Source organism: bacterium, from assembly GCA_026708015.1.
In the GTDB taxonomy this organism is placed as follows: Bacteria; Actinomycetota; Acidimicrobiia; order Acidimicrobiales; family Bin134; genus Poriferisocius.
Genome location: JAPOVT010000002.1, coordinates 52,086 through 76,044, shown reverse-complemented (window position 1 = coordinate 76,044; position 23,959 = coordinate 52,086). Strand labels below are relative to the sequence as shown.

General features: G+C 64.4%; 28 protein-coding genes. 19 read left to right on the top strand and 9 right to left on the bottom strand.

Annotated elements, in window-relative coordinates:
• Positions 1-246: 246 nt before the first annotated feature.
• Entirely contained in the window at positions 247-582 is a 336-nt protein-coding gene (locus OXG30_00405) for a hypothetical protein (GenBank protein MCY4133371.1), read from the bottom strand.
• Between the two features lie 152 nt (positions 583-734).
• Here OXG30_00405 and OXG30_00400 point away from each other — a divergent pair, with 152 nt between their 5' ends.
• Both OXG30_00400 and OXG30_00395 read left to right on the top strand, forming a co-directional pair.
• Entirely contained in the window at positions 735-938 is a 204-nt protein-coding gene (locus OXG30_00400) for a hypothetical protein (GenBank protein ID MCY4133370.1), read from the top strand.
• Positions 939-962: 24 nt separating this feature from the next.
• The gene (locus OXG30_00395) at positions 963-1,238 is read left to right on the top strand and encodes a hypothetical protein (GenBank protein ID MCY4133369.1); all 276 of its coding nucleotides are present in this window, start codon (positions 963-965) and stop codon (positions 1,236-1,238) included.
• 620 nt (positions 1,239-1,858) lie between these two features.
• Here OXG30_00395 and OXG30_00390 read toward each other — a convergent pair.
• From OXG30_00390 to OXG30_00380, 3 genes are all read right to left on the bottom strand, one after another.
• Entirely contained in the window at positions 1,859-2,011 is a 153-nt protein-coding gene (locus tag OXG30_00390) for a hypothetical protein (protein MCY4133368.1), read from the bottom strand.
• A gap of 315 nt (positions 2,012-2,326) precedes the next feature.
• Positions 2,327-2,872, bottom strand: coding sequence for a hypothetical protein (locus OXG30_00385; protein ID MCY4133367.1), 546 nt, complete (start codon positions 2,870-2,872; stop codon positions 2,327-2,329).
• Positions 2,873-2,985: 113 nt separating this feature from the next.
• Positions 2,986-3,264 carry a hypothetical protein gene (locus OXG30_00380; protein MCY4133366.1) on the bottom strand — a complete coding sequence of 93 codons (279 nt, stop codon included), beginning with the start codon at positions 3,262-3,264 and terminating at the stop codon, positions 2,986-2,988.
• 51 nt (positions 3,265-3,315) lie between these two features.
• Between OXG30_00380 and OXG30_00375 the strand changes: the two genes are divergently transcribed.
• The gene (locus tag OXG30_00375) at positions 3,316-3,666 is read left to right on the top strand and encodes a hypothetical protein (protein MCY4133365.1); all 351 of its coding nucleotides are present in this window, start codon (positions 3,316-3,318) and stop codon (positions 3,664-3,666) included.
• A gap of 254 nt (positions 3,667-3,920) precedes the next feature.
• On the opposite strand, the gene OXG30_00370 is transcribed toward OXG30_00375, so the two are convergent.
• The gene (locus OXG30_00370; GenBank protein ID MCY4133364.1) at positions 3,921-4,679 is read right to left on the bottom strand and encodes an SDR family oxidoreductase; all 759 of its coding nucleotides are present in this window, start codon (positions 4,677-4,679) and stop codon (positions 3,921-3,923) included.
• 46 nt (positions 4,680-4,725) lie between these two features.
• Between OXG30_00370 and OXG30_00365 the strand changes: the two genes are divergently transcribed.
• The 11 genes from OXG30_00365 to OXG30_00315 all read left to right on the top strand — a co-directional run bounded on the left by OXG30_00365 (position 4,726) and on the right by OXG30_00315 (position 15,335).
• Positions 4,726-6,009, top strand: coding sequence for a sulfotransferase (locus OXG30_00365; protein ID MCY4133363.1), 1,284 nt, complete (start codon positions 4,726-4,728; stop codon positions 6,007-6,009).
• On the top strand, positions 6,002-6,682 hold the full coding sequence (locus tag OXG30_00360) for a PaaI family thioesterase (protein MCY4133362.1): 681 nt from the start codon (positions 6,002-6,004) through the stop codon (positions 6,680-6,682). The genes OXG30_00365 and OXG30_00360 overlap by 8 nt, the downstream gene beginning before the upstream one ends.
• 33 nt (positions 6,683-6,715) lie before the next feature.
• Entirely contained in the window at positions 6,716-8,065 is a 1,350-nt protein-coding gene (locus OXG30_00355) for an aromatic ring-hydroxylating dioxygenase subunit alpha (GenBank protein MCY4133361.1), read from the top strand.
• The gene (locus tag OXG30_00350) at positions 8,062-9,144 is read left to right on the top strand and encodes a phosphotransferase (GenBank protein MCY4133360.1); all 1,083 of its coding nucleotides are present in this window, start codon (positions 8,062-8,064) and stop codon (positions 9,142-9,144) included. Before OXG30_00355 ends, OXG30_00350 begins: the two co-directional genes overlap by 4 nt.
• A 147-nt stretch (positions 9,145-9,291) precedes the next feature.
• Complete coding sequence (locus OXG30_00345) at positions 9,292-9,618, top strand: helix-turn-helix transcriptional regulator (GenBank protein ID MCY4133359.1); 327 nt, start codon at positions 9,292-9,294, stop codon at positions 9,616-9,618.
• A 1-nt stretch (position 9,619) separates the two neighbouring features.
• Positions 9,620-10,849, top strand: coding sequence for a type II toxin-antitoxin system HipA family toxin (locus OXG30_00340; protein ID MCY4133358.1), 1,230 nt, complete (start codon positions 9,620-9,622; stop codon positions 10,847-10,849).
• Positions 10,850-10,900: 51 nt separating this feature from the next.
• Positions 10,901-11,938: a hypothetical protein gene (locus OXG30_00335; protein ID MCY4133357.1), complete on the top strand. Its 1,038-nt coding sequence runs from the start codon at positions 10,901-10,903 to the stop codon at positions 11,936-11,938.
• Between the two features lie 108 nt (positions 11,939-12,046).
• Entirely contained in the window at positions 12,047-12,880 is an 834-nt protein-coding gene (locus OXG30_00330) for a TIGR04255 family protein (protein ID MCY4133356.1), read from the top strand.
• 338 nt (positions 12,881-13,218) lie between these two features.
• Positions 13,219-13,422 carry a hypothetical protein gene (locus OXG30_00325; GenBank protein MCY4133355.1) on the top strand — a complete coding sequence of 68 codons (204 nt, stop codon included), beginning with the start codon at positions 13,219-13,221 and terminating at the stop codon, positions 13,420-13,422.
• Positions 13,423-13,523: 101 nt separating this feature from the next.
• Complete coding sequence (locus OXG30_00320; protein ID MCY4133354.1) at positions 13,524-13,763, top strand: hypothetical protein; 240 nt, start codon at positions 13,524-13,526, stop codon at positions 13,761-13,763.
• A 381-nt stretch (positions 13,764-14,144) separates the two neighbouring features.
• Positions 14,145-15,335: an AIPR family protein gene (locus OXG30_00315; protein MCY4133353.1), complete on the top strand. Its 1,191-nt coding sequence runs from the start codon at positions 14,145-14,147 to the stop codon at positions 15,333-15,335.
• A 54-nt stretch (positions 15,336-15,389) separates the two neighbouring features.
• Here the strand turns inward: OXG30_00315 and OXG30_00310 are convergent, their stop codons facing one another.
• Positions 15,390-16,571, bottom strand: a complete 1,182-nt coding sequence (locus OXG30_00310) for an amidohydrolase family protein (protein ID MCY4133352.1) — start codon at positions 16,569-16,571, stop codon at positions 15,390-15,392.
• Between the two features lie 35 nt (positions 16,572-16,606).
• Between OXG30_00310 and OXG30_00305 the strand changes: the two genes are divergently transcribed.
• Together OXG30_00305 and OXG30_00300 are read left to right on the top strand one after the other, a co-directional pair.
• The gene (locus tag OXG30_00305) at positions 16,607-16,837 is read left to right on the top strand and encodes a hypothetical protein (protein ID MCY4133351.1); all 231 of its coding nucleotides are present in this window, start codon (positions 16,607-16,609) and stop codon (positions 16,835-16,837) included.
• Positions 16,838-16,883: 46 nt separating this feature from the next.
• The gene (locus tag OXG30_00300; GenBank protein MCY4133350.1) at positions 16,884-18,557 is read left to right on the top strand and encodes an amidohydrolase family protein; all 1,674 of its coding nucleotides are present in this window, start codon (positions 16,884-16,886) and stop codon (positions 18,555-18,557) included.
• A gap of 22 nt (positions 18,558-18,579) precedes the next feature.
• On the opposite strand, the gene OXG30_00295 is transcribed toward OXG30_00300, so the two are convergent.
• On the bottom strand, positions 18,580-19,137 hold the full coding sequence (locus OXG30_00295) for a phosphoribosyltransferase family protein (GenBank protein MCY4133349.1): 558 nt from the start codon (positions 19,135-19,137) through the stop codon (positions 18,580-18,582).
• 158 nt (positions 19,138-19,295) lie between these two features.
• On the opposite strand from OXG30_00295, the gene OXG30_00290 reads away from it, so the two are divergent.
• The 3 genes from OXG30_00290 to OXG30_00280 all read left to right on the top strand — a co-directional run bounded on the left by OXG30_00290 (position 19,296) and on the right by OXG30_00280 (position 22,352).
• Positions 19,296-20,195, top strand: a complete 900-nt coding sequence (locus OXG30_00290) for a hypothetical protein (protein ID MCY4133348.1) — start codon at positions 19,296-19,298, stop codon at positions 20,193-20,195.
• 66 nt (positions 20,196-20,261) lie between these two features.
• Entirely contained in the window at positions 20,262-21,563 is a 1,302-nt protein-coding gene (locus tag OXG30_00285; GenBank protein MCY4133347.1) for a cytochrome P450, read from the top strand.
• Between the two features lie 18 nt (positions 21,564-21,581).
• Positions 21,582-22,352, top strand: a complete 771-nt coding sequence (locus tag OXG30_00280) for an SDR family NAD(P)-dependent oxidoreductase (GenBank protein ID MCY4133346.1) — start codon at positions 21,582-21,584, stop codon at positions 22,350-22,352.
• A 25-nt stretch (positions 22,353-22,377) separates the two neighbouring features.
• Here OXG30_00280 and OXG30_00275 read toward each other — a convergent pair whose 3' ends face one another.
• Together OXG30_00275 and OXG30_00270 are read right to left on the bottom strand one after the other, a co-directional pair.
• Complete coding sequence (locus OXG30_00275) at positions 22,378-22,794, bottom strand: Zn-ribbon domain-containing OB-fold protein (protein ID MCY4133345.1); 417 nt, start codon at positions 22,792-22,794, stop codon at positions 22,378-22,380.
• On the bottom strand, positions 22,791-23,939 hold the full coding sequence (locus tag OXG30_00270) for a thiolase family protein (GenBank protein ID MCY4133344.1): 1,149 nt from the start codon (positions 23,937-23,939) through the stop codon (positions 22,791-22,793). The genes OXG30_00275 and OXG30_00270 overlap by 4 nt, the downstream gene beginning before the upstream one ends.
• Between the last annotated feature and the right edge of the window lie 20 nt (positions 23,940-23,959).

Sequence of the window (23,959 nt, the reverse complement as noted above, 5' to 3'; positions counted from 1 at the left end):
GCTTTTGGTGCTGGCTGTGGCGGTGAGTGCCGCTGTGAACATCCGGCGTGCTCAACAGAGTGGCGGCAGAAGATAAGGCCGCGGCTGCTGTAGCCGCGGAGTTTGAGGCTTTATTGGCCGCTGCGGATCGGGTTCGATTGGCGTTAGGTGAGTTTGTGGAGTTGGTGGGAGTTCGCCGGGTCAGCGAAGACACCGGGCTAGCTCACGGGACGGTTCAGCGGTGGTGCGTTGAAGTGCCTCCGACACTCACACTTTCCAAGGCCCGTCAGCGCCGGGGCAAGGTGAGCGGCCAAGCCTGATCTGTTGGCGGTTGTCCAGCTCCAGGGCCACCAGCTGCTCCAGGGCCTCGGGGCCGATCCGGTCCACGTCGGCCACGTCGATCTGGTCCAGGGCCTTGGGCTGCTGGGCCACCGGGTCGATCCGGTCCACGTCGGCCACCGGGTCGATCATGTCCAGGGCCACCTCGATCATGTCGGCCACCAGGTGGGCCACCTCGGGCTGCTCCAGGGCCGGCTGCTGGGCCACCTCGGGCTGCTCCAGGGCCTTGGGCTGTTGGGCCACCGGGTCGATCCCGTCGGCCACCCTCGATCAGCCCGGCGTGTAGGCCCTGGACTCGATGCCGGTGGTCGCGGTGGGCCAAGGCCGATAAGCCCGGCGTGTAGGGGCTGGAGTCGATCCCGTCGGCGTGGAGCGCATCCAGGCTCGATCAGCCCGGCGTGTAGGCCCTGGAGCTGATGCCGTCGGCCATCCTCGATGCCGGTGGCGTGGTGGCCCTGGACTCGATGCCGGTGGCGTGGTGGGCCAAGGCCGATCAGCCCGGCGTGGTGGGCATCCAGGCTCGATGCCGGTGGCGTGGTGCCCCTGGACTCGATGCCGGTGGCCAAGGTCGATCCCGTCGGCCACCCTCGATCAGCCCGGCGTGTAGGCCCTGGAGCTGATGCCGTCGGCCAGGCTCGATCCCGGTGGCGTGGTGGCCCTGGACTCGATGCCGGTGGCGTGGTGGGCCAAGGCCGATCAGCCCGTCGTGGTGGGCCAAGGCCGATCAGCCCGGCGTGAACGCCGTGGAGCTGATGCCGTCGGCCAAGCCGATCCCGGTGGCGTGGTGGCCCTGGACTCGATCAGCCCGGCGTGGCGGTGGACTCGATCAGCCCGGCGTGGCGGTGGACTCGATCCCCGGTGCTGTGGTGGACGCCAGGGGCGCTGTGGTGGGCCAAGCCGAACCCGTAGGCTTGTGTTGAGCGTGGCGGCAGCCAGCAAGGTAGTAGTTGCTGTGGTTGTCGCTACGCCGCCGTTGAACGCTGTAGCCATACTGACTAAATTCCCAGCATGACTACTACCTTGCCTCCAGATACCAATGGTCTAGGCCACAAGCGGCGAGAACCGAAAAGTGCCCGGCGGAGAATAGCGTTGATGTGTCTAGGAGCGTGCAGCGGTGTGGCCGGTTGGTTGGCTGCGCACCTTTTAGATCAGTCGGTCTGGTCTAACTTGCTGGGGCTTGTCGTTTTTGGCATTGCAACGTTGGGCTTAGCCGTCGCCTTCGTTACAAAGCTGCGCTAAAACAACCCCGACCTTCTCAGCCAAATCTGGGTCTGTCGGTTTTTTTGTGGGTGCTCTCATGTGGTCATTGCACTTGTTTGGTTGATTGCCTCTAATGGTGTCATCCATCCGAGGACTCGTCGAGGTCGGCCGTTGGGTTCGGCGGCGATCTGGTCGAGTTCGTGACTACCCCGACTCCGGCTCCGACCGCGACGCCTGCGCCCACTCCGGCTCCGACTCGGCATCCTGTTTGCGGGGTTGCTCCCAGCAACGGGGTAATCCAGGGCTACCCGTCCTACAACCGCTCGCGGTGCGGGCCGACTCAGTGGAAGGAGGCCGCGGGCAGCAGCGAATGCACCGCTGTTGGGCTGTGGAAGGCCGCCGACGGGGAGATGCTGTATATCTGCGCTCGCGGCTGGTATGCCCGGTGGATGGCGTCCAACAGATAGCGGGCCGGCCGGCGGCGGGCGAGCACATAGCGGCCGCTCTGGTGCGCTGCAACCCAGCGTAGGCCAGTCAGCCCGGCGAGACCGCGGTGGACTCGATCCCGGCTCGATCAGCCCAGCGTGTAGGGCATCCAGGCTCGATCCCGGTGGCCAAGCTCGATCAGCCCGGCGTGGTGGCCCTGGAGCCGATCCCGTCGGCCACCCTCGATCTAGGCTCGATCAGCCTGGCGAGGCGGTGGAGTCGATGCCGGTGGCCAAGGCCGATCCCGTCGGCCACCCTCGATCAGCCCGGGCGTGGCGGCCGTGGTGGCCCTGGGCTCGATCCCGGTGGGCGAGGGCGCTGGTTAGCTGGTTGGATGTGTGCTGGTTGCGGTGCGTTCTTTGCGGGGAAGCCACCAGCGGAATAGGGCGAGCTTGCCGAGAAAGTAGAGGGGTGCTATCAACGCCCCGGCTATCCAAAACCAGAAATCCAATCCGTCAGAGTCAGTAAGCGCCGCCCAAAACAACAGCGGAGTGTAAGAGAACATGACGAGTAGCAGGTTTTCGATCCTGTTTGGCTGGAGTTTGCCCTTATCGTCGTAACGCCGCGGCACCCGCGCATCGTCCCGCCGCCCATGTTCCCGTGCTGCCATCGGACGGTGTTTGAACCAGTGAACGGCGGAGTAGCCCAGGATAAGCAGGGCGCACGCTGGCAGGACCACTACCAGAACTGCGGCTAGGGGTGGTACGACAAGCGCCGCTGCCATCAAACCCGCCAAGGCGATCACCAGAGCGATTGCAACGCGCCGCGGGAGCTTGGCTATGAGCTTGCGGAACAGCGGCTCGTCGGTGGTTGGGGGTTGCTGAGTTGTGGTCATGGCTACCTTTTGGTTGTGGTGCTTTGCCGCCATCGCTCGACTCGGCGTTGAGCGGTGGAGCGGTTCAAACGGGTGTGGCGGGCGATCTCGCGCCATGAGCAGCCAACGCTGTTGGCGTCGCTCATGGACGCGGTAAGCGCTCTCGATCAGCCCGGCGTGTTACGGGCGCGGTGCCGCTCGGCTAGCTGCCTCCAGCGTCCGGAGAAATACCCGGAGGCACACAAGATCGACATTGCGGGCATCACACCACCACCAATGGTGCGAAACCGGGCGAACCCCTGCTCGGTGATGAGCTCGATGACACCAAATGGAACGAAGGCGACGCAGAGCACGGCCAGCCCGAGATTGACCGCCGGGCTGGTCTCCCAGCTGGTCTGGGTTGCCACCGGTGGTTGTTCGCAGGGTTCTTCGTGCGTAACTGCCATGCGGCCATCGTAGCTGCCCGCCGGCGGCTGAATCAGACGTCGGGGGTGTCGGTGTCGAGGTGGCGTGACCAGTTCCTGGCCGGGGGACGGCAGGTGCTTGAGGCTGGTGCCGGGCACGGGCCGTCGGCCCGCGAACGACAGCTGGCCGCGGAGATCGAGCAGCTCAACACGGCTTTGGGCGAGGCGCATATGGAACTGTGGGTGTGGAAAGAGGGGGCTCGCTGTATAGGGCTTCGACGAGCTCGACGCCCTCCGCGAGGAGGCGGGCGTAACGGTCACCTGGTTCTGCGAGATCGCGGGGATCCCGCGGGCGACCTGGTATCGGTGGTGGTCGGCGTCCAGTTCGACCGACAAACCCCCATCACCAAACCACCAGACCAGAAATCCTCCTCAGATTCTTGACATGGGACAAGCGTTCGGAGTTGGAGGCGATGGCTCGTTCGCAGTCGTTGCCGCATCATCAGGTGCGGCAGGCGAGGGCGTTGTTGTGGACCGGTGATGGTATGGCGAATGGGGAGTGAGTATCCCCCCTTTGGCTGGTCACCTCGATTAGGAGGTAACCATGTCATTGATAGAGAAGGACAGGGCCAGGCGACCTCCCACACACATCTTCACTGATTCACGCAGGGCTGATGTTGGTCGGGCTGTTGGCATAGTCAAGGGCGCATCAAGCCGCCACCATCAACCTGAAATGTCTCGCCGGTCACGTATTGGCTGGCGTCGGATAGCAGGAAGCCGATCACCGGGGCGATGTCGGTTACGGGATCGCCGTCGCGGCCCATGGGGTGGTTGTCGAACAGAGCCTTGTACGACGCCAGGCGGTCGGGGTCGTCGTCGGGCGGGGCCCGGTGGGCCACCGAGGCCGGGTTCACGCAGTTCACGGTGATGCCGTCTCGGCCCCATTCCCGGGCCGCAGTGCGAGTGAGCGAGCGAATTGCCTCCTTGGCAGCTCCGTAGGGTCCATAGCCAGGGCCACCGGTGATCCCCACATTGGTGCCGAAGGTGATGATCCGCCCTCGGCCCTTGGCCGCCATGTGGGGGTGAACCGCCTGCATGAACCACAGGGTGCCCTTGGGGCCGGTATTGAGCAGCAGGTCCATGTCGGATTCGTCCACATTGAGAAGCGGCATGGTCGGGCGGAACGACTGGGCGTTGGCCACCAGCCCGTCCACCGTGCCCCACCGCTCCACCGTCAGGTCCACCACCTCGTTGGTGTGGTCCCGGTCGCCCACCGAGCCCGGCACTGCCAGCACATCCCCGCCCAGCTCCCGCAGCTCGGCGGCGGCGGCCTCGACCCGCTCGGGCTTGCGGCTGGTCACCGTCAGCTTGACGCCCTCGTCCACCAGGTACTCGGCGATGCCCCGGCCGATGCCCTTCGATGCTCCGGTGACGATTACAACCTGCCCTTCCAGCATCGTCTGAGCGTACTGTTCTAGGTGATGCGAACCCCTTTCGGCGGCTATGAGCTGGACCCCTGATCCTCGTCCCAGCTGGGTGGCCGCCGTCAACCGGGGCGATGCCGGGCCGGTGGTCGACGAGGCCCGCCTCCCGTTCGACCCCGAGTTGCTGATGGCTGAGGCCCTGGTCCGCCAAGGCCGGGCCCCCGATGGCCGGGCCCCCGATGGCCGGGCCGCCTTGGGCGACGACGACTTCATTGAACCGCTCACCTTGTTCTGCCACGGGCTGGAAAATGAGGCCGACCTCACCGTCATGGGTCGGTGGATGTCGCGGCGGATGATCCTGCGGCTCTTGGAAGTCCGCATCCAGATCAGCGACTACCTGGCCGCCGATCCCGACACCCTGGACGAACCCATCGACCAGCCCATTTTCGTGATCGGTGCCCCCCGCACCGGCACCACCGTTATGCACGGCCTGCTGGCCCAAGACCCCGCCCATCGGGCGCCCGAAGGCTGGGAACTGCTGCGACCGGTGCCCCCGCCCCATCCCGATTCCGGCATTAGAGCCGCCGACCCCCGCATCGCCTTAGCCGGTGCTGAGCTCGTCATGCCCCAGACGGTGGCCAGCGGGATGCTGGCCATCCACGAGTATTCCGGGCGCATGTACAAGGAGTGCCTGTCGGCTATGTCGTTCGAGTTCCGCTCCGAGGAGATGGTCAGCCGCACCGATGTGCCCACCTACCAGGCTTGGTACGACAGCGCCGATCTGCGCCCCGCCTACCGCACCTATCGCAAGGTGCTCCAGATCTTGCAGCGGCGCATGCCCACCCGATGCTGGGTGCTCAAGTCGCCCGCCCACCTCCAAGGCCTTCCCGCGCTCCTCGAGGTGTTCGACGACGCCCGTTTCGTGATCACCCACCGCGACCCCACCGCCATCCTGCCCTCGGTCACCAGCCTCATCGCCACCATGCGCTGGGCCCATTCCGACCGAGTGGACTTCGCGGCCATCGGCCGATACCACCTTGAGCTCTACAGCCGCAGCCTCGACAACCTCATCGACCTCATCGACTCCGGCCGGCTGCTGGCCGACCGCACCGCCCAGGTTCCCCACAAGCTGGTGAGCACCGAGAAGATGGCCGCCGCCCGGTCGGTGTATGAGCAACTCGACATGGAGCTTTCTCCGGATGCAGAAGATGCCATGGCCGCCCATGCGGCCGCCACCCCGCCCGGCAAGCACGGAGGGCACAGCTACCAGTTCGAGGACTTGGGTATCACCCGAGCTGAGGTGCGGTCCCGCTTCGCTCGCTACATCGAGCGATTCGACATTCCGGTAGTAAACGATGACTGACCAGGAGCACCCTGAAACGGCGTCGGCCTACCGGCTGGCCGAATTGCTTGGCGATCTGCCCCACCCCGACGACTTCGGGCCCGCGGCCTACGAGTTGGTGGAGCGCACCCGCGACCTGGTTGCTGCCGTGTCGGCCAACGACGCCGACCCCGCTACCCGAGCCGAGATCGCCGCCGCCCTGGCCGACATCACCGAACGCCTCCAGGCCGTCGCCCGCGATCCCCACATCGTGGTGGCCAAAGACCACGATGGCACCATCTACAACCTCACCCAAGCCGGATCAGGCCTGCTCAACCCCCACGCCCCCAGGCTCATATTCGACCCGGTCCCCCCGCCCGACCCCGACGCTGAACCAAGACCAGTAGAGATGCGGGCCACCGTCACCCTCACCGAAGCCCACTCCGGCCCGCCCCACCGGGCCCACGGCGGCGTGGTGGCCACCATCCTGGACGAGGCCCTGGGCAACGCCGCCACCCGAGCCGGCGCCACCGGCCTCACCGCCGGCATCAACATCCGCTACAAGACCGGCGTCCCCCTCCACACCCCCCTCGAAGTCACTTGCCGCTACTCCCACACCGAAGGCCGCAAGCACATCGCCACCGGCGAGATAAGAGCCGGCGACACCATCTGCGCCACCGCCGAAGCCATCTTCATCACTGAGCCTCGCTCTTAGCCCGGCAACAGGCCGTGTGCCACGATTGACGCCATGGTCGACATCGCCACAACCGACGAGGCCGAGATCCTTGGCACTGCGGTCACCGCCTCGGGCCTCGCCGCCGAAGCCCCGGTGAAGATCCCCGTCCAGCGCTACCTCTCGTCCGAGTTCGCCGAACTGGAGTACGAGCGGATGTGGCCCAAGGTGTGGCACGTGGCCTGCACCGTCGACCACATCGCCAACCCCGGCGACTGGTTCGAGCACCGCCTCGGCAAGTACTCGATCATCCTGGTTCGGGGAGAAGACAGCGTGCTCCGGGGCTTCCAAAACGTCTGCCGACACCGGGGCAACTCCATCTGCCAGGGCTCGGGCACCGGCATCACCGAGCTGCGCTGCCCCTACCACCGCTGGGCTTGGGACCTCACCGGCCGTCTCCGCGAGATCCCCTCCCGCCGTGGTTTCGGCCCCATCAGCAATGACGATCTCCCCCTGGTGCCGGTGCAGGTGGACACCTGGGCCCGTCTGGTGTTCGTGAACCTCGACCTCGATGCCGAGCCGCTGGCCGACTGGCTGGAGGGCATCCCCGACGACATCTCCTGGGCCAACCTCGACGAGTTCCGGGGCACCTACTCCACCGCCACCCCGGTGAACTGCAACTGGAAGGTGGTCAACGAGGGCTTCTCCGAGACTTACCACGTGCAGGGGCTGCACCGGGAGATGCTGGCCAGTATCAACGACGTCAACTCCCCCCAGCGCATTTGGGACCGCCACGGCGTGTCCTATCAGCCCTACGGCGTGCCCAGCCCTCGTCTCGGCCGCAACGTCGCCGATCAGACGGTGTGGGAGTCGTTTGTGGTCACCCAGGGCGGCCGCATGGGGCCAGGGTACGACGAGCCCGGCAGTCCCGCCCCCGAGGTGCCCGACGGCCAGACCCTCCAAGACGTGATCGCCCAGAAGATCAGGGACCATCAGGCCACCGTGGGCGTCGATCTGTCGGGCTACGACACCGCCCAGATCACCCACCTCAGCCAGTACAACCTCTTCCCGAACACCACTGTGCTGATCAGCGCCGACATCTTCACTGTGTTGACGGCCCGGCCCGGCCCCACCCCCGACGAGGGCGAGCTGGCCACCATCCACCTCAGCCGCATGCCGTCGGCCGACGTCCCCGCCTCCTCGCCGGTGCATGTCACCGTGCCCATGGACCAGGCCGATTTCGGGTTCGTGCTCAACCAGGACTTCAGCGTCATCCGCACCATGCAAAAGGGCCTCCACCAGCCCGGCTTCACCCATGTGTGGCTGTCGGGGGAGGAGTGCCGCATCATCAACATGCACCGCCACCTGGAGCGCTACCTGGGCCTCGAGCCCGGCGGCTGGGTGCCCGCCGATCAGGCCCGGTGAGCCTGCCCGAGCACCCCGAGGCCATCACCGCTGACTGGCTCACCGAGAACCTGGCCGAGCGCTACCCCGGCACGGTGGTCACCGGGGTAGAGGTGCTGGCCATCCACGCCGGCACCAATGCCAATGCCCGCCTCGCCGTCACCTACGAGGGCGACACCGACCTGCCCGCCACCATGTTCGCCAAGCTCCCCCCACTGGATCCCGAACGAAGGGCCCAGATCAACCAAACCGGCATGGGCCGCCGTGAGGCGTTGTTCTACCTGCGCCTGGCCCACCGAGTGCCCATGCGCACCCTCACCCCCTATGTGGCCGCCTTCGACCCCGATACCGGGGCGTTCGTGCTGTTGCTGGAAGACCTGGATAACTCAACCAAGTCGCTGCCCGATTACAGCAAGGGAGTCACGGTGGCCTACGCCGCCGAGGCCATGGACCACTTCGCCGAGCTGCACGCCCGCTATGAGGATCCCGACCGCCGGGCCGCCGAGGCCGACTGGGTGCCGCTGGCCACCATGGGAAGCGACTACGGCACCCGGCTGCTGCGCTACGGGCTCGACAACCACCGCGACAGGCTCACCGACGCCTTCGCCGAGATCGCCGAGCTCTACATCGACCACACTGCCGAGCTCCACAAGACGTGGGCCGCAGGTTCCATCGGCGGTCCGGCCACCGTGCTCCAAGGCGACGGCCACATCGGCAACCTGTTCGTGACCGAAACCGGCGGACCGGGCTTCTTGGACTGGGGCCTCATCAACGTGGGCGCCCCCATGCGCGACGTGAGCTACTTCCTCAACATGTCCATGGACCCCGAAGACCGCCTAGCCCACGACCAGGCCCTCATCCAGCGCTACCTAAACGCCCGCATCACCCACGGCGCCCAGCCCATCTCCTTCGATGATGCGTGGCTCGCCCACCGCATCCACGCCGCCTATACCGTCCCCGCCAGCTGCCAAGTGGTCACCTTCCCCGAAGACGCCTCCCCCGGCCGCCAAGCCTTCGCCGCCGCCTTCCTGACCCGCTCCGAAGCCGCCCTAGCCCACCTAAACCCCCGCCCCGCCCTCCGCGCCGCCTTAGGCCTCTGAGGGCGGATAAGCCACAGATCCTCGTCCAGGTGTTTGTTATTTGGCCGAATAACCTTCACCCGGTGATGCTTAGGAGATTGTGACCATTGGACCTATATCGACAGAATTCTATCGATATAGGCATTATACACGCTATAAACTGTCGAAATGAGAGGTCCAAGGGTCTATGCGCCGATGACGGTGGAAGCAATTCGCTTACTGGGTAGTCGGGTGCGGCTCGGCCGTCGGGAGCGTCGGTGGACGATTGCTGAACTGGCTGAGCGAGTTGGGGTGTCACCGGTGACAATTCGCAAAGTGGAGAAGGGTGATCCCACCGTTGCCCTCGGTACCGCGTTTGAAGCTGCTGTGCTAGTGGGAGTTGCCTTGTTCCACGACGAGTCCTCACGCCGGGCCCTGGAAGCCGAAATTGCTGCCACACGACTAGCCGTCTTGCCCTCGGTGATCCGATACGGCCAAGTAGACGACGATTTCTAGAGTGATTGTGAACCCCACTGAGGCTTATGTGTGGGTCTGGCTGCCGGGAGCAGCAGAGCCGGTGGTTGCCGGCAGGCTCACAGACCAGGGACCAGTCGTCACGTTCACCTACGGCAGGAGCTACCTCGAGCGATCCGACGCCATTGCCTTGTATCTGCCTGAGCTCCCGTTGCGGCGAGGAGAGATCACACCGATTTCCGGTGAGATCGCCGGATGCATCGCTGATGCCGGCCCGGATGCCTGGGGGCGGCGAGTCATAGAACACCAGCGCATTCCAGAATCCGCCGACTTGGCAACGCTTGGCTATCTCTTGGCGTCTGGTTCCAATCGTCTCGGCGCACTCGATTTCCAGCAATCGGCCACCGAGTACATCCCCCAAGGCCATGAGCAGGTGCCACTGGGTGAGCTTGCCGAAGTCGCCAACCGGATCGAGAACGGCGTGCCCCTCACTCCTGAGCTTGAGCGCGCCTTGTTCCACGGCAGTTCGATGGGCGGAGCGCGACCCAAAGCGGTGCTTGTCGACGGCACACAACAAATGATTGCCAAGTTCACATCGGCCACCGACTCCTACCCCGTCGTCAAGGCAGAATTCGTGGCGATGGAGCTGGCCCGCCGGGCTGGCCTCAACGTTGCCCGCGTTGGGTTCGACACCGTCCTGGGACGAGACGTTCTGCTGGTCAACCGATTCGACCGCACCGTTGGGGGGGACCGGAAGATGGTGGTCTCGGCACTCACCATCTTGGAACTGCACGATGCCGACGGAATCGCTGGCCGTTACGCCACCTATCCGGATCTTGCCTTTCACATCCGGTCGCGGTTCACCGATCCCGATGCCACCCTTGAGGAGCTGTTTGCTCGCATCGCCTTCAACATCCTGGTGGGGAACACCGATGACCATGCCCGCAATCACGCTGCGTTCTGGGACGGGGCCCAACTCAATCTGACTCCTGCCTATGACATCTGTCCCCAAAACCGTGTCGGTGAAGAGGCGGCTCAGGCGATGGCTTACGGGGACGACGGTGACCGACTCAGCCAAGTTGCTAGATGTGTGGCCCACTCCAGCATCTATCACCTGACGGTTGCCCAGGCCCGGGAAATCGTGGACCGACAGTTCGCTGTCATCACCGAAGAGTGGTCATCGGTTTGCGACCAGGCCGAATTGTCGACTGCCGACCGAGACAGACTGTGGGGCCGTCAGTTCCTCAACCCCTTCGCACTCTATGGCTATTGACAGTTTGGCCATCCAGGCACCTGCTTTCGAGCGTCCCGTACCATGACGGCTATGGCTCTGGCCCAGATTGAGCAGCAGCCGGAACTGCCGTTTCTCATCAACGATGCCGACAACCACTTTGTGGAGCCCCGCGATCTGTATGGGAACTACGTCGACCCCAAGTGGCGGCACAAGGCGGTCACCTTCGAGGCCGACGACCAGGGCCGCTGGATCGGGGTGTTCGGCGGGCGGCCGTCCCGTCTCAACCAGGCGGTGGCCCTGGTGGCTTCCGACGACGAGGCCGCGGCTGAGGTGGCTGCCCGGGCGGTGCCCACCGCCGGCGATGAGAACCAGATGAAAGCCGGCCAGTCCAACATTCACTCTCCGGGGATGACGCTGTCCCGCCTCAACCCCTACCGCAACCTCTCTATGGATGAGCGCATCGAGCTCATCGCCTACTTCCGCGACCAAGAGGAGTCGTGGGGCAACCGGGATCTGCGTTTGGCCCTCATGGACTCGCAGGGCATCGGCGCCGCCCTCATGTTCCCCAACCAGGTGCTGTCACTGGAGTACGAGTTTGCCGACGACGTCGACGGCATCTACGCCAACACCCGGGCCTACAACCGCTGGATCAACGAGGAGATCGGCTGGGGCTACCTCAATCGCCTATTCCTGCCCGCCTACGTGTCGCTGGCCGACCCCGACGAGGCCGCTGCCGAGATCGAGCTAGTGCTGAACCAGGGCACCACCGTCGTCCAGATCATCAGCGGCCACGCCCACGGCGGCCGCCACAATTCCCGGGGCGGCCGCTCCATGGCCGACCCCATCTACGACGGGTTCTGGGCCCGCATCAACGAGGCCGAGGCCCGGGTGGTGGATGCGGTGGGCATCGAGCCCATCGTGTTCGGCTCCGACTTCCCGCACAGCGAGGGCCTGCCTTTCCCCGTTCTCTACGCCACCACCCAGCTCAAGGACATGAGCGACGCCGACATCAAAACCATCATGTGCGACAACCTGGCCCGATTCCTCAACATCGAACCCCGTCTAAAACTGACGGAGGGTGTGGCAGTCCTTCCTCCCCTGTTCGGTCGGATGTGGAGAATTTCGTAACCTACGTGCCTATGGTCGAATCGGAAAGTCTCCGAATGCGCGGCCGAAGGCGGGATCTGTGGTATGTCCCGTGGGAAATCTCACGATCAAGGTAGGCTACGGGAGATAATGGAAGACACAGGAGCTGCTGCTTTGGCAAACCAGGGCGGGCTTCCCGAGTATGACCGCCCTCCTGTGGTCGAAGTTGCTCTCGCGGTTGAGTTCAAGCACTCAATTGAAATCCGCTCACTCGAATTAGGGCCTCTCGCCATTGCGTGGAGCGACCTCCTGCCTCATGCTAAGGAGCGGCCGTTGCAATCGCGGAAGGGGTACATACATGACGACGAACTTCTCGATGCCCTATTTGGGATAGAGGAGACGGCAAGCTATCCGCCTCGCTTGTGGATGCAGAATGATGCGGGCGACCAAGTCGTCCAGATCCAGCACGACCGTCTGGTTGTCAACTGGCTTAAGGGAGAAGGGCAATACCCCCGATATGTGTCGATCCGCGAAAGGCTGCGCGATTCGTGGGAGCGGCTGGTCGGCGTCTGCGGCGAGATTGGGCTCGATGAACCCATCCCGTTTCTGTGCGAGGCCCAGTACATCAATCAGTTAGGGCCAGATCAGGGCTGGAGTTCGCCCGAGGACACGGAGCGCCTGATAGCACTTTGGCGCGGACTAGAAGACGGCAGTTACCTACCGAGAAACCATTTGGGCTCATTCAGCTTCCACTGTCACTTTCCCGAACAGCGGGAAGGCTCACTTTCTATCGACGGATTTTGCTCAGGTGACCCGGAAGCCGAGATGAAGATGACGATAAACCTCACAGCACACGGGCAAGCGCTGTCGGAGAATTTCGAAAGCGCCCTAGAATTCATGGACTACGCCCACATATGGATTGTGGAGGGCTTCACCGCCGTCACTACCGAGACCGCACACGACATCTGGGGGAGGACGCGATAATGGCAATAGCGCTGCCTGTGGATAGATGCTGGCCTGCAATAGGGCCCTCCGCAGAGGAGAAGGGCTGGCCACAAAGTGCTCGCGAGGCAATTTCCGAGACGGTAACGAATCCACAAGCCGTCTGCCGTTTGTCTCCGAACAGCATTCAGCGCTTCATAGGCGAGCTCCGCGTGGAGCCATGGTTTCGCGAAATCTGGAGCAGCTTGCGCGAGCTCCGGCTTCTAGAGGCGGATTGGAACGGCTACGGCGAACAGCCCATAAGTCATGACTCGATATCGGACACTATAAGGATTCTCCACCGAGTTGCTAAGGGCGGGCCAGCACCCGTTGTTGCACCTATGTACGACGGTGGCATTCAGATCGAGTGGTACGGCGACGACACAGAAATCGAGGTGGAGGTCCCGCCAGAAGGCCCTATGGCCATCTACATCGTCCGGCCAGACGGCACAGAAGATCAGCGATCCGCCCACCTGGGAGACGAGCAGGTATGGGGAGAGCTGGGTGCGGCCATTGCTCAGATGAGGTCCGACAGAGCCGAATGACCGAGGAGCCAGTGGCTTCAGGTGAGATTCTGTGGCGTAGAATTCACCGTAGCCATTTCCAGCAGGGCCGCGTCATATCAGCGGCATTCAAAGACCCCAAAATGTCGGTCGACGTGGCCAGTGTCCGACTGGATATGTCGACCACGATGACCGACACATCCGTAGGCGTATCCGCCCTTGCCTGCTCGGATGCAGTGGCCGAAGGACAGTCTGTCGTCTGGGATCCGATTACTGGCAACGAAGCCCACGCGCTCGTCGTCGGTGAAAAGCCTCCGTCCGTTGCCCGGGCACTGCGCGATGCCTCAATTTTCACGCACCGCGACGAGATCGAAGCAGATTGAAGGGGCACCGCTAGAGGGTTTGGTATGCATTGGGTAGTCCCCCAAGCTGTGGCGCCTCCGACCCTTGACTTGCTCTCCATCTGACCGCACTTACAGCAAAGAGCATTCTGGTCTGCGGTGGAGAGGAATGCCGGCAATGAGAAATAGAGGGGGGCCTTACCTTGACTGAGAGATCGACTGATTGGGCTGATAGCTGGACAGGGGATCACTCCGCTCGATCGGGGTAATTGTTGTTGGCAGGGGTTGCAGATAGTCTTTGGGGGTCGCCTTGGCGGATGCCGGGAGCGGCTACATATCAATCGAGGTCTGCGGATGCGGGCACTGGAGAAGAGAATGATGAGCAACCACGTTGTTCCTGTCGTAGTCAAGAGCGCTCGGCGGATGCCCGATCCGAATTTCGGGGGCGCTGAGACCCACTACTTGCTTGTGCCGGCGAGCGAATTTCCGGCCGACATCCCTCTGGATGCGAATCCTCGGGAGCCCAATGTCAACCGACCCGTGTATCGTGACGTGTCGAGATCGCTGTGCCAGCTAGATGACAGTCGCGAAGGCACCTTCCACCTGAAACACCGGGGGATAGCCATAGTCGCATCCGCCGTCTCGAAGTCTAGGGAGTCCCGCGAGGACGGCATGGAACTGTACGAGCTTCACTTCCCACCGGACTCCGGCTATGGAATCGTCGACGGCGGGCACTCATATGAGATCGTCCGCAAAGCGGTGCAAGAGGGCATGGCACCAAGCAACGAGTACATCCGGCTGGAGGTCATGACTGGCCTTCCCGCAGCGGAACTCATCACTGATATCGCCGGCGGCCGCAACACGAGCATGCAGGTCCAGGCGAAATCGCTTCTCGACTTGAAGAAGGAATTCCAATTCCTCAAAGACGCCTTGGCGCCCGACGGTTGGGCAGACCGCATCGCGTGGCACGAGGGCGAAGACGGGGAAATCGACGTGGTGGACATCATCGCCATCATGTCGTGCTTCGATATCGCCCAATACCCCGACCGCAATCGCCACCCCGTGGATGCTTACCGGCGCAAGGCGTCGATGATCGAGCGGTTCCAGAACGACGCTGATCGCTACCGGCGACTCACGCCGATCCTCAGAGACATCCTGCACCTGCACGATCTGATTGCCAGCGACTCTGAGCACCGGTGGCAGCAGATTGGCGGAGCATCGGGGACGGGGGGGAAATACGGCAGTCTGGAAATGGTTGAGTCGACAAAGCCGGAGAGGCCCAAATTCGAGTTCCCGTTCTTGGAGGGAGTGAAATCCGACAAGAGGCTCAGGCGTCCCGCCCTGTACCCCGTGTTGGCTAGCTTCCGGCTCTTGCTTGTCCAATCTCAAAATGGGGCCTCATACGGGCAATACCGGGGAGTCGAATGGCGCGACGGCTTCGAAAGCGTGAAAGAACTCTGGGTCGCTGCGGGAGGCCAACTGCTACGAGTGTTTTACGAGCACTTCAACACGACGGGCCGAGACCTTCACGCTGCTGGACGCTCGCCAGCCCTTTGGGGGTCGATCTACAAGGAACTGACGGTCATCGACATGGAGCAAAGAAGCACGAGCTGATTCCCTGTTGAGCCCTTTGCTGACTCGCACAATTCGAGGGCCGGGAGCTAGGCCCTAGGCCACCTTCATCAGGCGGGACATGTTGCCGCCCATCACCTTGCGGATTTGGTCGTCGGGTAGCCCTTCGAGCTGATCCACGAACGAGATCGGGTCGGCCATGCCCTCCACATGGGGGTAGTCCGAGCCGAACACCACGTTGTCCACTCCCACCACGTCGATCAGCCCCACCGGGTCGTCCTCGTGGAAGGGGTGGATCCAGATATTGCGCCTGATGGCGTCCACGGGATGCTCTTCCCACGTGTGGGGGAACCGCTGGTAGCACGTCTCCAAGTGGGATAGCAGCGGGCGCACCCATGAGCTGCCGTTCTCGATTATGGCCACCTTCAGCTGGGGATGCCGGGTGAGCGCGCCGTGGGCCACCCACGAGGTCACCGCGTCTTCGATGGCGCGGTTGTGCATCACCGACATCTGGAACAGCGACTGGTTGAACGCCATCATCTCCCCGCTGGCGCCCTCCCACTCGTTGGTGAACCGGGTGTAGCCGCTGTCGGAGGCGTGCATGGTTACCAGCACGTCAAGTTCCACCACCCGCTCCCAGAACGGGTCGAATTCAGGAAGGGCAAACGAGCGCGGCCCTCGGAGGCCGGGAGGCGGTGCGGGACGAATGAGAACCGCTCGGGCTCCCCGCTCCACACACCACTCCAGTTCCTCGATGGCCTTGTCCACAATGGGCAGGGTCACGATGGGCACCGGGAAGATGCGGCCCTCGTAGTTGAACGTCCAGTGCTCCAGCATCCACTGGTTGAGGGCATGGATGACGATGTGGCACTCGTCGGGGGCGTCCCGGAAGCGCTCCTCCACCAGCGACGCCAGTGTGGGGTACATCATGGCGTAGTCCAGGCCCAGCTCATCCATCAGCTCCAGCCGTGGCTCGGGAGAGAAAAACGCCGGCAGGGCGTCGATCGGCTTCATGATCTCTCGGCGCGACTTCCCCTCCGGATTGCCGTGCTTGAAGTACTCCTCTTGGGCGCCGGGCGAGCCCACCCGCTGGAACGTGGGGTTGGGGATGTACTCGCTGATCTTGCCCCTCACCATGATCTTGGTGCGGCCGTTGTGGTCGATGTAGTCGATGAGTCCCCGGTGGCTGTCGGGCAGGTGCTTGGTGAGCGCCTCGGTGGTCTCGTACATGTGGTTGTCGGCGTCGAAAACTGGAAAATCGAGCTGGCGAGAAGGCATACCAGCAATCATATTGCTGGTATGCGCTTTTGGCGATGGCAGGACCGCTCACGCCTGACTTCTACCGTTACGAGTGGCATCCGCTTAGCGGCGTTCGTCTCGACGGCGAGCTCGTGGTGGCTGAGTGGGCCGACGGTGCTGGCCGATCCCGAAACGTTTCGACCGTCGGGCTGGCCGCCCGAGCCGTAACCATCCTCGAAGCCATGAACTACCAAGTCCTCGGCCCCGAAGCCGTTCGCGACAAGCTCCACCTCACGAAACACTGACCCGCCAGCCCGGATGCACGCGGAACCAGTCGCCTAGATTGAACACGTGACCGCAGAAATATCTATACGCGGTGGCACCGTCATAGACGGCACAGGCAATCCAGGCCGCCGCGCCGACATTGGCATCACCAACGGCCGCATCACCCAAATCGAGGAAACCGTCAAAGCCCCCACCGAGATCGACGCCACCGGCCGCTTCGTGTGCCCCGGCTTCATCGACTGCCACACCCACTACGACCCCCAGGTGCTCTGGGACCCCTGGCTGTCGTCATCCTGCTGGCACGGCGTCACTTCGGTGGTGGCCGGCAGCTGCGGCTACAGCATTGCCCCCACCAAAGCCGCCGACCGGGCCTCGCTCATCCGCACCCTCGACAAGGTGGAGGACATGCGGGTGGCCACCCTGGAGGCCGGCGTCAAATGGGACTTCGAGACCTACGGCGAATACCTGGATGTGATCCAGCAACGGGGCCTGGCGGTGAACTTCGGCGGCTACGTGGGTCACACCGCGGTGCGGCTCTACGTCATGGGCCAAGACGCCTACGAGCGGGAGGCCACCCCCGAGGAAATCAACCAAATGAAGGCGGCGGTGGCCGAGGCCATCACCGGCGGTGCACTGGGGTTCTCCACCGACCGGGCTGGGTTCCACCTGGGCGACGGCGGCCGCCCGGTGCCGTCCATCGCCGCTTCCCAGTCCGAGACCGAGGCCCTTATCGGAGTCACCGCCGAGGTCGGCCGGGGCGTGGTGCATGTGGCGCCGGGGGAGAACTACCTCTGGGTGTACGACTTCCAGCCCAACCTGGGCCGCCGGCTCAACTGGTCATCCATCCTCACCTACCCGGCCGCGGCCTCCTCTCGGGCCGACTACCGCACCAAGCTGGCCGACCACCTGGCCGGACGGGCTGCCGGGGCCGATGTGTGGGTGCAGGTCACCTGTCGACCCATCACCCAGCACGTCACCATGATCGAACCCACCTCCTTCTACACCATGGGCTCGTTCAAGGAACTGGTGGCTCTGGCCCACGAAGACCGCCCCACCCTGTACGCCGACCCTGATTGGCGGGCCCGGGTCCAGGCCGACCTCGACGCCAACGGCCTTTTGGCCTCCCGCTGGAACACCCTGGCCATCGTGGAGTCGCCCAACCAGCCTGAGCTGGTGGGCAACACCGTGGGGGGAGTGGCTGCCGAGCGGGGCTGTTCACCATGGGACGCCATGTGCGACGTCGCATTAGCCGACGGGCTGCTGACCCGCTTCGAGATCACCTTCGCCAACGACGAGGTCGACGGCGTGACCTCCCTGATGCAGGCCGAAGGGGCGGTCATGGGTCTGTCCGACGCCGGCGCCCATGTCGGCCAGATCTGCGATGCGGTCATGCCCACCGACTTCCTGTCCCGCTGGGTGCGCGACCGTCAGGTCATGAGCCCAGAGGCCGGCATCCACAAGCTCACCGGCGAGCTGGCCGAGATGCTCGGGCTGGCCCCCGACCGGGGCTACCTGCGCCCCGGCGCGGTGGCCGACATCACCGTGGTCGATTGGGACGGCCTCGACGTCGGTCCCATCCGCCGGGTCCATGACATGCCCGCCAACGGCGAGCGCCTCATCGCCGACGCCCCCTCTGGCGTCGATCACATCCTGGTGGCCGGCACCCCCACCCGCCTTGACGGCAAGTCGCTGCTCGACCAGCTGGAATCCCTCCCCGCCACCACCCTCCGTTCCACCTGAGGGGGCTAGCCCCGAGCACCGTCTAGCCCGGCGGCACCACCGGTTCGATGCCGAGGTCGGTGTAGGTGAGGGCGGGGAAGTATGGCAAGCCCAGTGCCTCGAAGCGGCGACGGGCGGTGTCGCCCCGGTCGATCACTGTGGCCACGGCCACCACCTCAGCCCCGGTGTCGCGAATCACCTCGTAGGCCCTTTCCGTGGAGCCCCCGGTCGTGGTTGCGTCCTCGAGCAGCAGCACCCGGTGGCCCGGACCGAGGGAGGTGCCTTCGATCTGCTGTTTCGTCCCCCGCTTCTTCGGCTCCTTTCGAACCGAAAACCACTGACCGTCGGTCTCGGCGGCGATGCCCACCGCCAGCGAGTCGGCTCCCATAGTCATCCCTCCGGCCGCATCGAATTCGATGCCGGCCTGCTGTACCTGCTGAACAATCGCCCGGCAGGCCACCTGAAGGTCGGCCCATCGACAGAGGGCCACCTTGACGTCGACGAAATCGCTGGACATGGCCCCGCTGGCCAGCTCTATCGGCTGATCCAGTCTTCGCAACCCTTGCCGTTTGACGATGTCGATGAGCGCCGCGTCAGCCATGTCCTCAGCCTAGTAGTCGCCGGTGACCAGGCTCGTTAGCTTTATATTAATGGAAATTAAATAGAAATAAACAGATTTCCACAAGCGATCCCCAGCGCAGACCCGCTACGGTCAGCTCAAACTTCCCCTCTAATGCTGATGAATGAGGGGAGGAGCCTGTGTCTGCTCCGCCTGTTTCCTGCGCCTGGGCTCCGTGGTGGACCCCAGAGCAACTCCGCGACTTCCTCAACCACGTGGAGAGCGTCGTGCAAGCCCGATTCGGCGAGCACACCGTCGACGAGGCCGAGGGCACCGTGACTGTCGAGAAGATGGATTGCGTGCTGGGCCTGTCCAACCTGGCCCAAACCTGCCGGGCGGCCGACGCCGAGGATTGGCGGCTCATCATCTACAGCCACGTTGCCCGCCTCGACGATTTCGCGCCCGACCTCCTGGCCGAGCGCCTGGGCGACTACGAGCAACTCCAGCCCGATCTGCGAGTCAGAGTGGTTGGCGCCCATCACCTGAGCCAGATCGACGCAGTAAGCGATCCTCTGCCACTGGGACTGTCAGCCTGTCTGTCGGTGGACTTGGACGGCGCCGCCTGCCCGGTAGACCGCAGCTACTTCAGCGAATGGGGCGTGGAGCAGGGCGAGGTAATGGCAGCAGCGCTGGCCAATACCCTGATGGACGAGCCGCTGAACCCCTTGGAGGGGGACGATGCTCCCGAGCAATTCCAGATTCTCACCGGCGACACCCTGTTCGTTACTGGACACCTTCTCGACTTTGGCCGCACCGTTCCCGACATCGGCGATATGGGCGCGGTGGTGACTGTGCCCGCGGCCCACACCGTCATGGTCTGTCCCGTGGAGCTCGACGAGCAGTTCGTGGACGACTCCGCAACCATGTTGGCGGCCAGCTACATCCGGTATCTGGCCGGCCCCAACTCGGTCAGTCCCAACGCCCTGTGGTGGCGCCCCGGCCACCCGTTGGAAGGCTTCGCCCGCCTAGACGACCAGAGCTTCCAACTCGTCGCCCCCGAACCCCTCCGCTCCCGTTTGTGGGAAGGGCTCCGGAGGTAACGCTTAGGGCTGCTGATGGCCGCTCTGCCAATATGTCCCTGTCAGCAAAGCACGGGGGAGCAAAGCATGACCATCACAGACGCCAGGGCATTGTCGCTCGACGAGATCGACATTCACTCCACCGATCTGTACCGCGACCACGGCTATCCGTGGGCGGCATGGGATCTACTGAGGGCCGAAGCCCCGGTGTACTGGTACGAGCGCCCCGACATCGAGCCATTCTGGGCCATCACCCGCCACGAGGACATCCACTGGGTGTCGTCCAACGACAAGCTGTTCATCAACGGCGGTCCCCGCCTTCGCCTGGCCTCCATCGAAGACGACAAGGGCATGTGGGAGCGCCGGGAACGGCGGCTCACCGAACTGGGCTGGGACCTCGACGAGCCCATGGACATGGTGTTTTTGGACCGACCCCGCCACACCCGGTTCCGCCTGCTCACCGCTCGACGCTTCACCCCCCGGGCCATGCGTGAACACGAGGAGCACCTGGCCCAGTACGCCGCCCGGTTCACCGGCGAGTTTGTGGAGGTGCTGGAGCGCAACGGTGAGGCCGACCTGGTGCTCGACTACGCCGTCAAGCTGCCCCTGGCCACCATCTGCGATCTTATGGGATTGGACGTCGAGGACTGGTCGAAGGTCCACAAGTTCACCGAGATGGGGTTCAACGACGAGGAGCACATGCGGTGGGCCGAGCCGGGCGAGACCTTCGACGAGCTGAGGTTTCGGATGGGCAAGCAATTCAGTGCCTATATCGGGTCGATTATCGAAGACTGCCAGGCCGAGCCCCGCGACGACCTCACCGGTGCAGTGGTCCAGGGTGAGGTCGACGGCTGCCCGCTCAACATCCAGCAGCTCACCGGCTACATCACCCTGCTACTGGGCGCGGGCAACGAGACCACCCGCAACGCCACCACCTCGGGTGTGACCGCCCTGCTCCAGAACCCCGACCAGATCGACCGCCTCCTGGCCGATGAGTCGCTGATCGAACCGGCGGTGGAGGAGATCCTGCGGTGGACATCCCCGGTCATCCAGTTCGCCCGCACCGCCACCGCTGACGTGGAGCGCCACGGCCAAATCATCAGAGAGGGCGACACCGTGGGCGTGTTCTACCCGTCGGCCAACCGGGACGATGCGGTGTTCGACGATCCCTACCGATTCGACGTGGGCCGCAACCCCAACCACCACATGGCCTTCGGCCACGGTGTCCACTTCTGTTTGGGCGCCAATCTGGCCCGCTGGGAGCTTCGAGCCATGCTCAAAGCCATCCTGCCCATTCTGCCCCGCCTAGAACTGGTCGACGAGCCCGAGCGCCACGGCCATCTGCACCTGGGGGCCGTCAAACACCAACGCGTCCGCCTGGTGGCATAACAGCAAGGAGTGTCAGAGATGGGACGGTTAGAAGGCAGGGTGGCGTGGGTCACCGGAGCGGCTTCGGGCATCGGCCTGGCCTCCGCAGAACGGTTCGCCGAGGAGGGAGCCGTGGTGATCGGCTCTGACATCGCCGAAAGCGACGGTTGGAAGGCAGTGGAAGAAACGGCCCCCGCGTCCAGCTTCCATCTGGTGGACGTGCGCGACGCCGACGCCCAAGAGGAGCTGGTCGCCCAGATCATGAAAGACCACGGACGGCTCGACGTGCTGGTCACCGCGGCCGGGGTGGCTGGCGGCGGCCAGGTTCACACCCTCGATGTCGAGGAGTGGGACCGGGTGCAGGACATCAACCTCAAGGGCACCATGCTGTCGTGCCGGGCCGCCCTCAAGCCCATGGTGGAGGCCCGCTCGGGGAGCATCATCACCATTGCCAGCGTCGAGGGCCTCGAAGGCTGCGAGGGGGGCAGCACCTATAACGCATCCAAGGGCGGGGTGATCCTGCTCACCAAGAACATCGCCAACGACTACGGCCCGGCCAATATCAGGGCCAACGCCATCTGCCCCGGCTTCATCGACACCCCCATGTTCCAGTCGGTCATTCCCCATCTCGGGCCCATCGCCGACAGCATTCGCGACCAGCACAAACTCAAGCGCTGGGGCCTCCCCTCGGAGATCGCCGGAGCAGCCTTCTTCTTGGCCTCCGACGACTCCTCATTCGTGACCGGCGTCGCCCTGCCCGTCGATGGCGGCTACACCGCCGGCCACTCCCACGGCCTGACTAGCATCTGACCAGCCAGCATCTAGTCCCACCCCCTCAGGCGGGGCGGAACTTGATGAGGGTGATCTCGTCGGTGGCGTCCTCGAACACCGCTTCCACTTCCAGGCCGCAGGCGATGTCGTCGTTGTCAATCCCGACGAGGTTGGAGTAGACCATCGGTCCCTCCTCCAATTCCACCAGCACCACGTTGTAGGGGAGTTCCGGCTCGAACGACGGGATGTAGGGCTGCCTCATGATCGTGAAGCCCCACACCGTGCCCCGACCCGACGCTTCAGTCCACCCCCGGTCGAACGACAGGCAAAGCGGGCAGGAGGCATAGGGCGGGAACCACACGTGCCCGCAGGCCCGGCACTCAGGCAGCACGAAGCGGTGCTGGCGGGCTGCTGTCCAGAACTCCCGATCCTCATGGGTCACCGTTGGCAGCGGCTTGGCGTAGCCGCCCCCTTTGCTCACAGCAGTCCGTCCCGACACAACAGCGACGCCCCCGGCAAAGCCGACAGGCACCAGTACAGCGACCAGTCGCAGTCGGGGATCTGGCGCTCGCCCGCCTGGCCCCGCAGTTGGCGCACCGCCTCGGCGTGCTGGTTCCACCCCTGAAGGTACGACTCGCTCAGCATCCCCCCGCTGGTGTTCACCGGCAGCTCCCCGCCCAATGCGATGCGGCCGTTCTGCACCCATTCCAATCCTTGGCCCCGGGGGGCGAAGCCGAATCCCTCCAGCCCCCACAGCACCGACACGCTGAAGTTGTCGTACACCTGGAGGCAGTCGATGTCGTCTGTAGTCACACCCAGCGGGTCGAACAGGTCGGCCTTCATCGACCGGCAGGCCTCGTCCCAGAACCCCAGGTCCACGTACCACTCCCGGAAATTGGCCCGGCCCGCAGTGCTGGCGATGAGCACCGGCGGATGGGGCAGATCCCTGGCCCGCTCGGTAGTGGTCACCACGTAGGCCACCGCCCCGTCGTTGATCAGGCAGTAGTCGAACAGCCGCAGCGGCTGGGCGATGTAGCGGGCGGCCAGGTATTCGTCGACGGTCATCTCGGCCTGCATGATGGCCCCCGGAGTCAACCGGGCATGGGAGCGGATGGCCACCGGGATGGCGCCGAGTTGCTCCTCGGTGCCCCCGTATTCTGCCTGGTAGCGGGTGAAGGCCAGCGAATACTGCGCTCCCGGCGAGGCCATGCCGTAGATGGTGTCGTACAGCAGCCCTTGGCCCTGGGCCCCGAACTTGACGCCCTGGGAGCGGAACACCACCGAGTTGAACAGCACCACGTAGTCGGCCAATCCATGGTGTACCGCAGTGGCGGCGTGCATCAGCGCCATGGCGCACATGCGCCCGGCCCCCGGGTAGTCCACCACGAAGCGAACGTCGGTGAGCCCGGTGCGGTAGGCCACCGGCTCGTAGTGGGGCAGACCTCCGGTGATGAGCCCGTCGATCTGCGATTTCTCCATCCCGGCATCGGCAATGGCCGCAGCGATGGCCTCGGTGGCCAGCGCCTCGCCGGTGCGCTCAGGATCGGTCGAGCGATACAACTGGGCGAAGTCGCTGCTGCCAATCCCGACGATGGCCGTCTTGCCGGCAAACTCCCGATCGCTCATCGGCTAGGCACACTAATGGT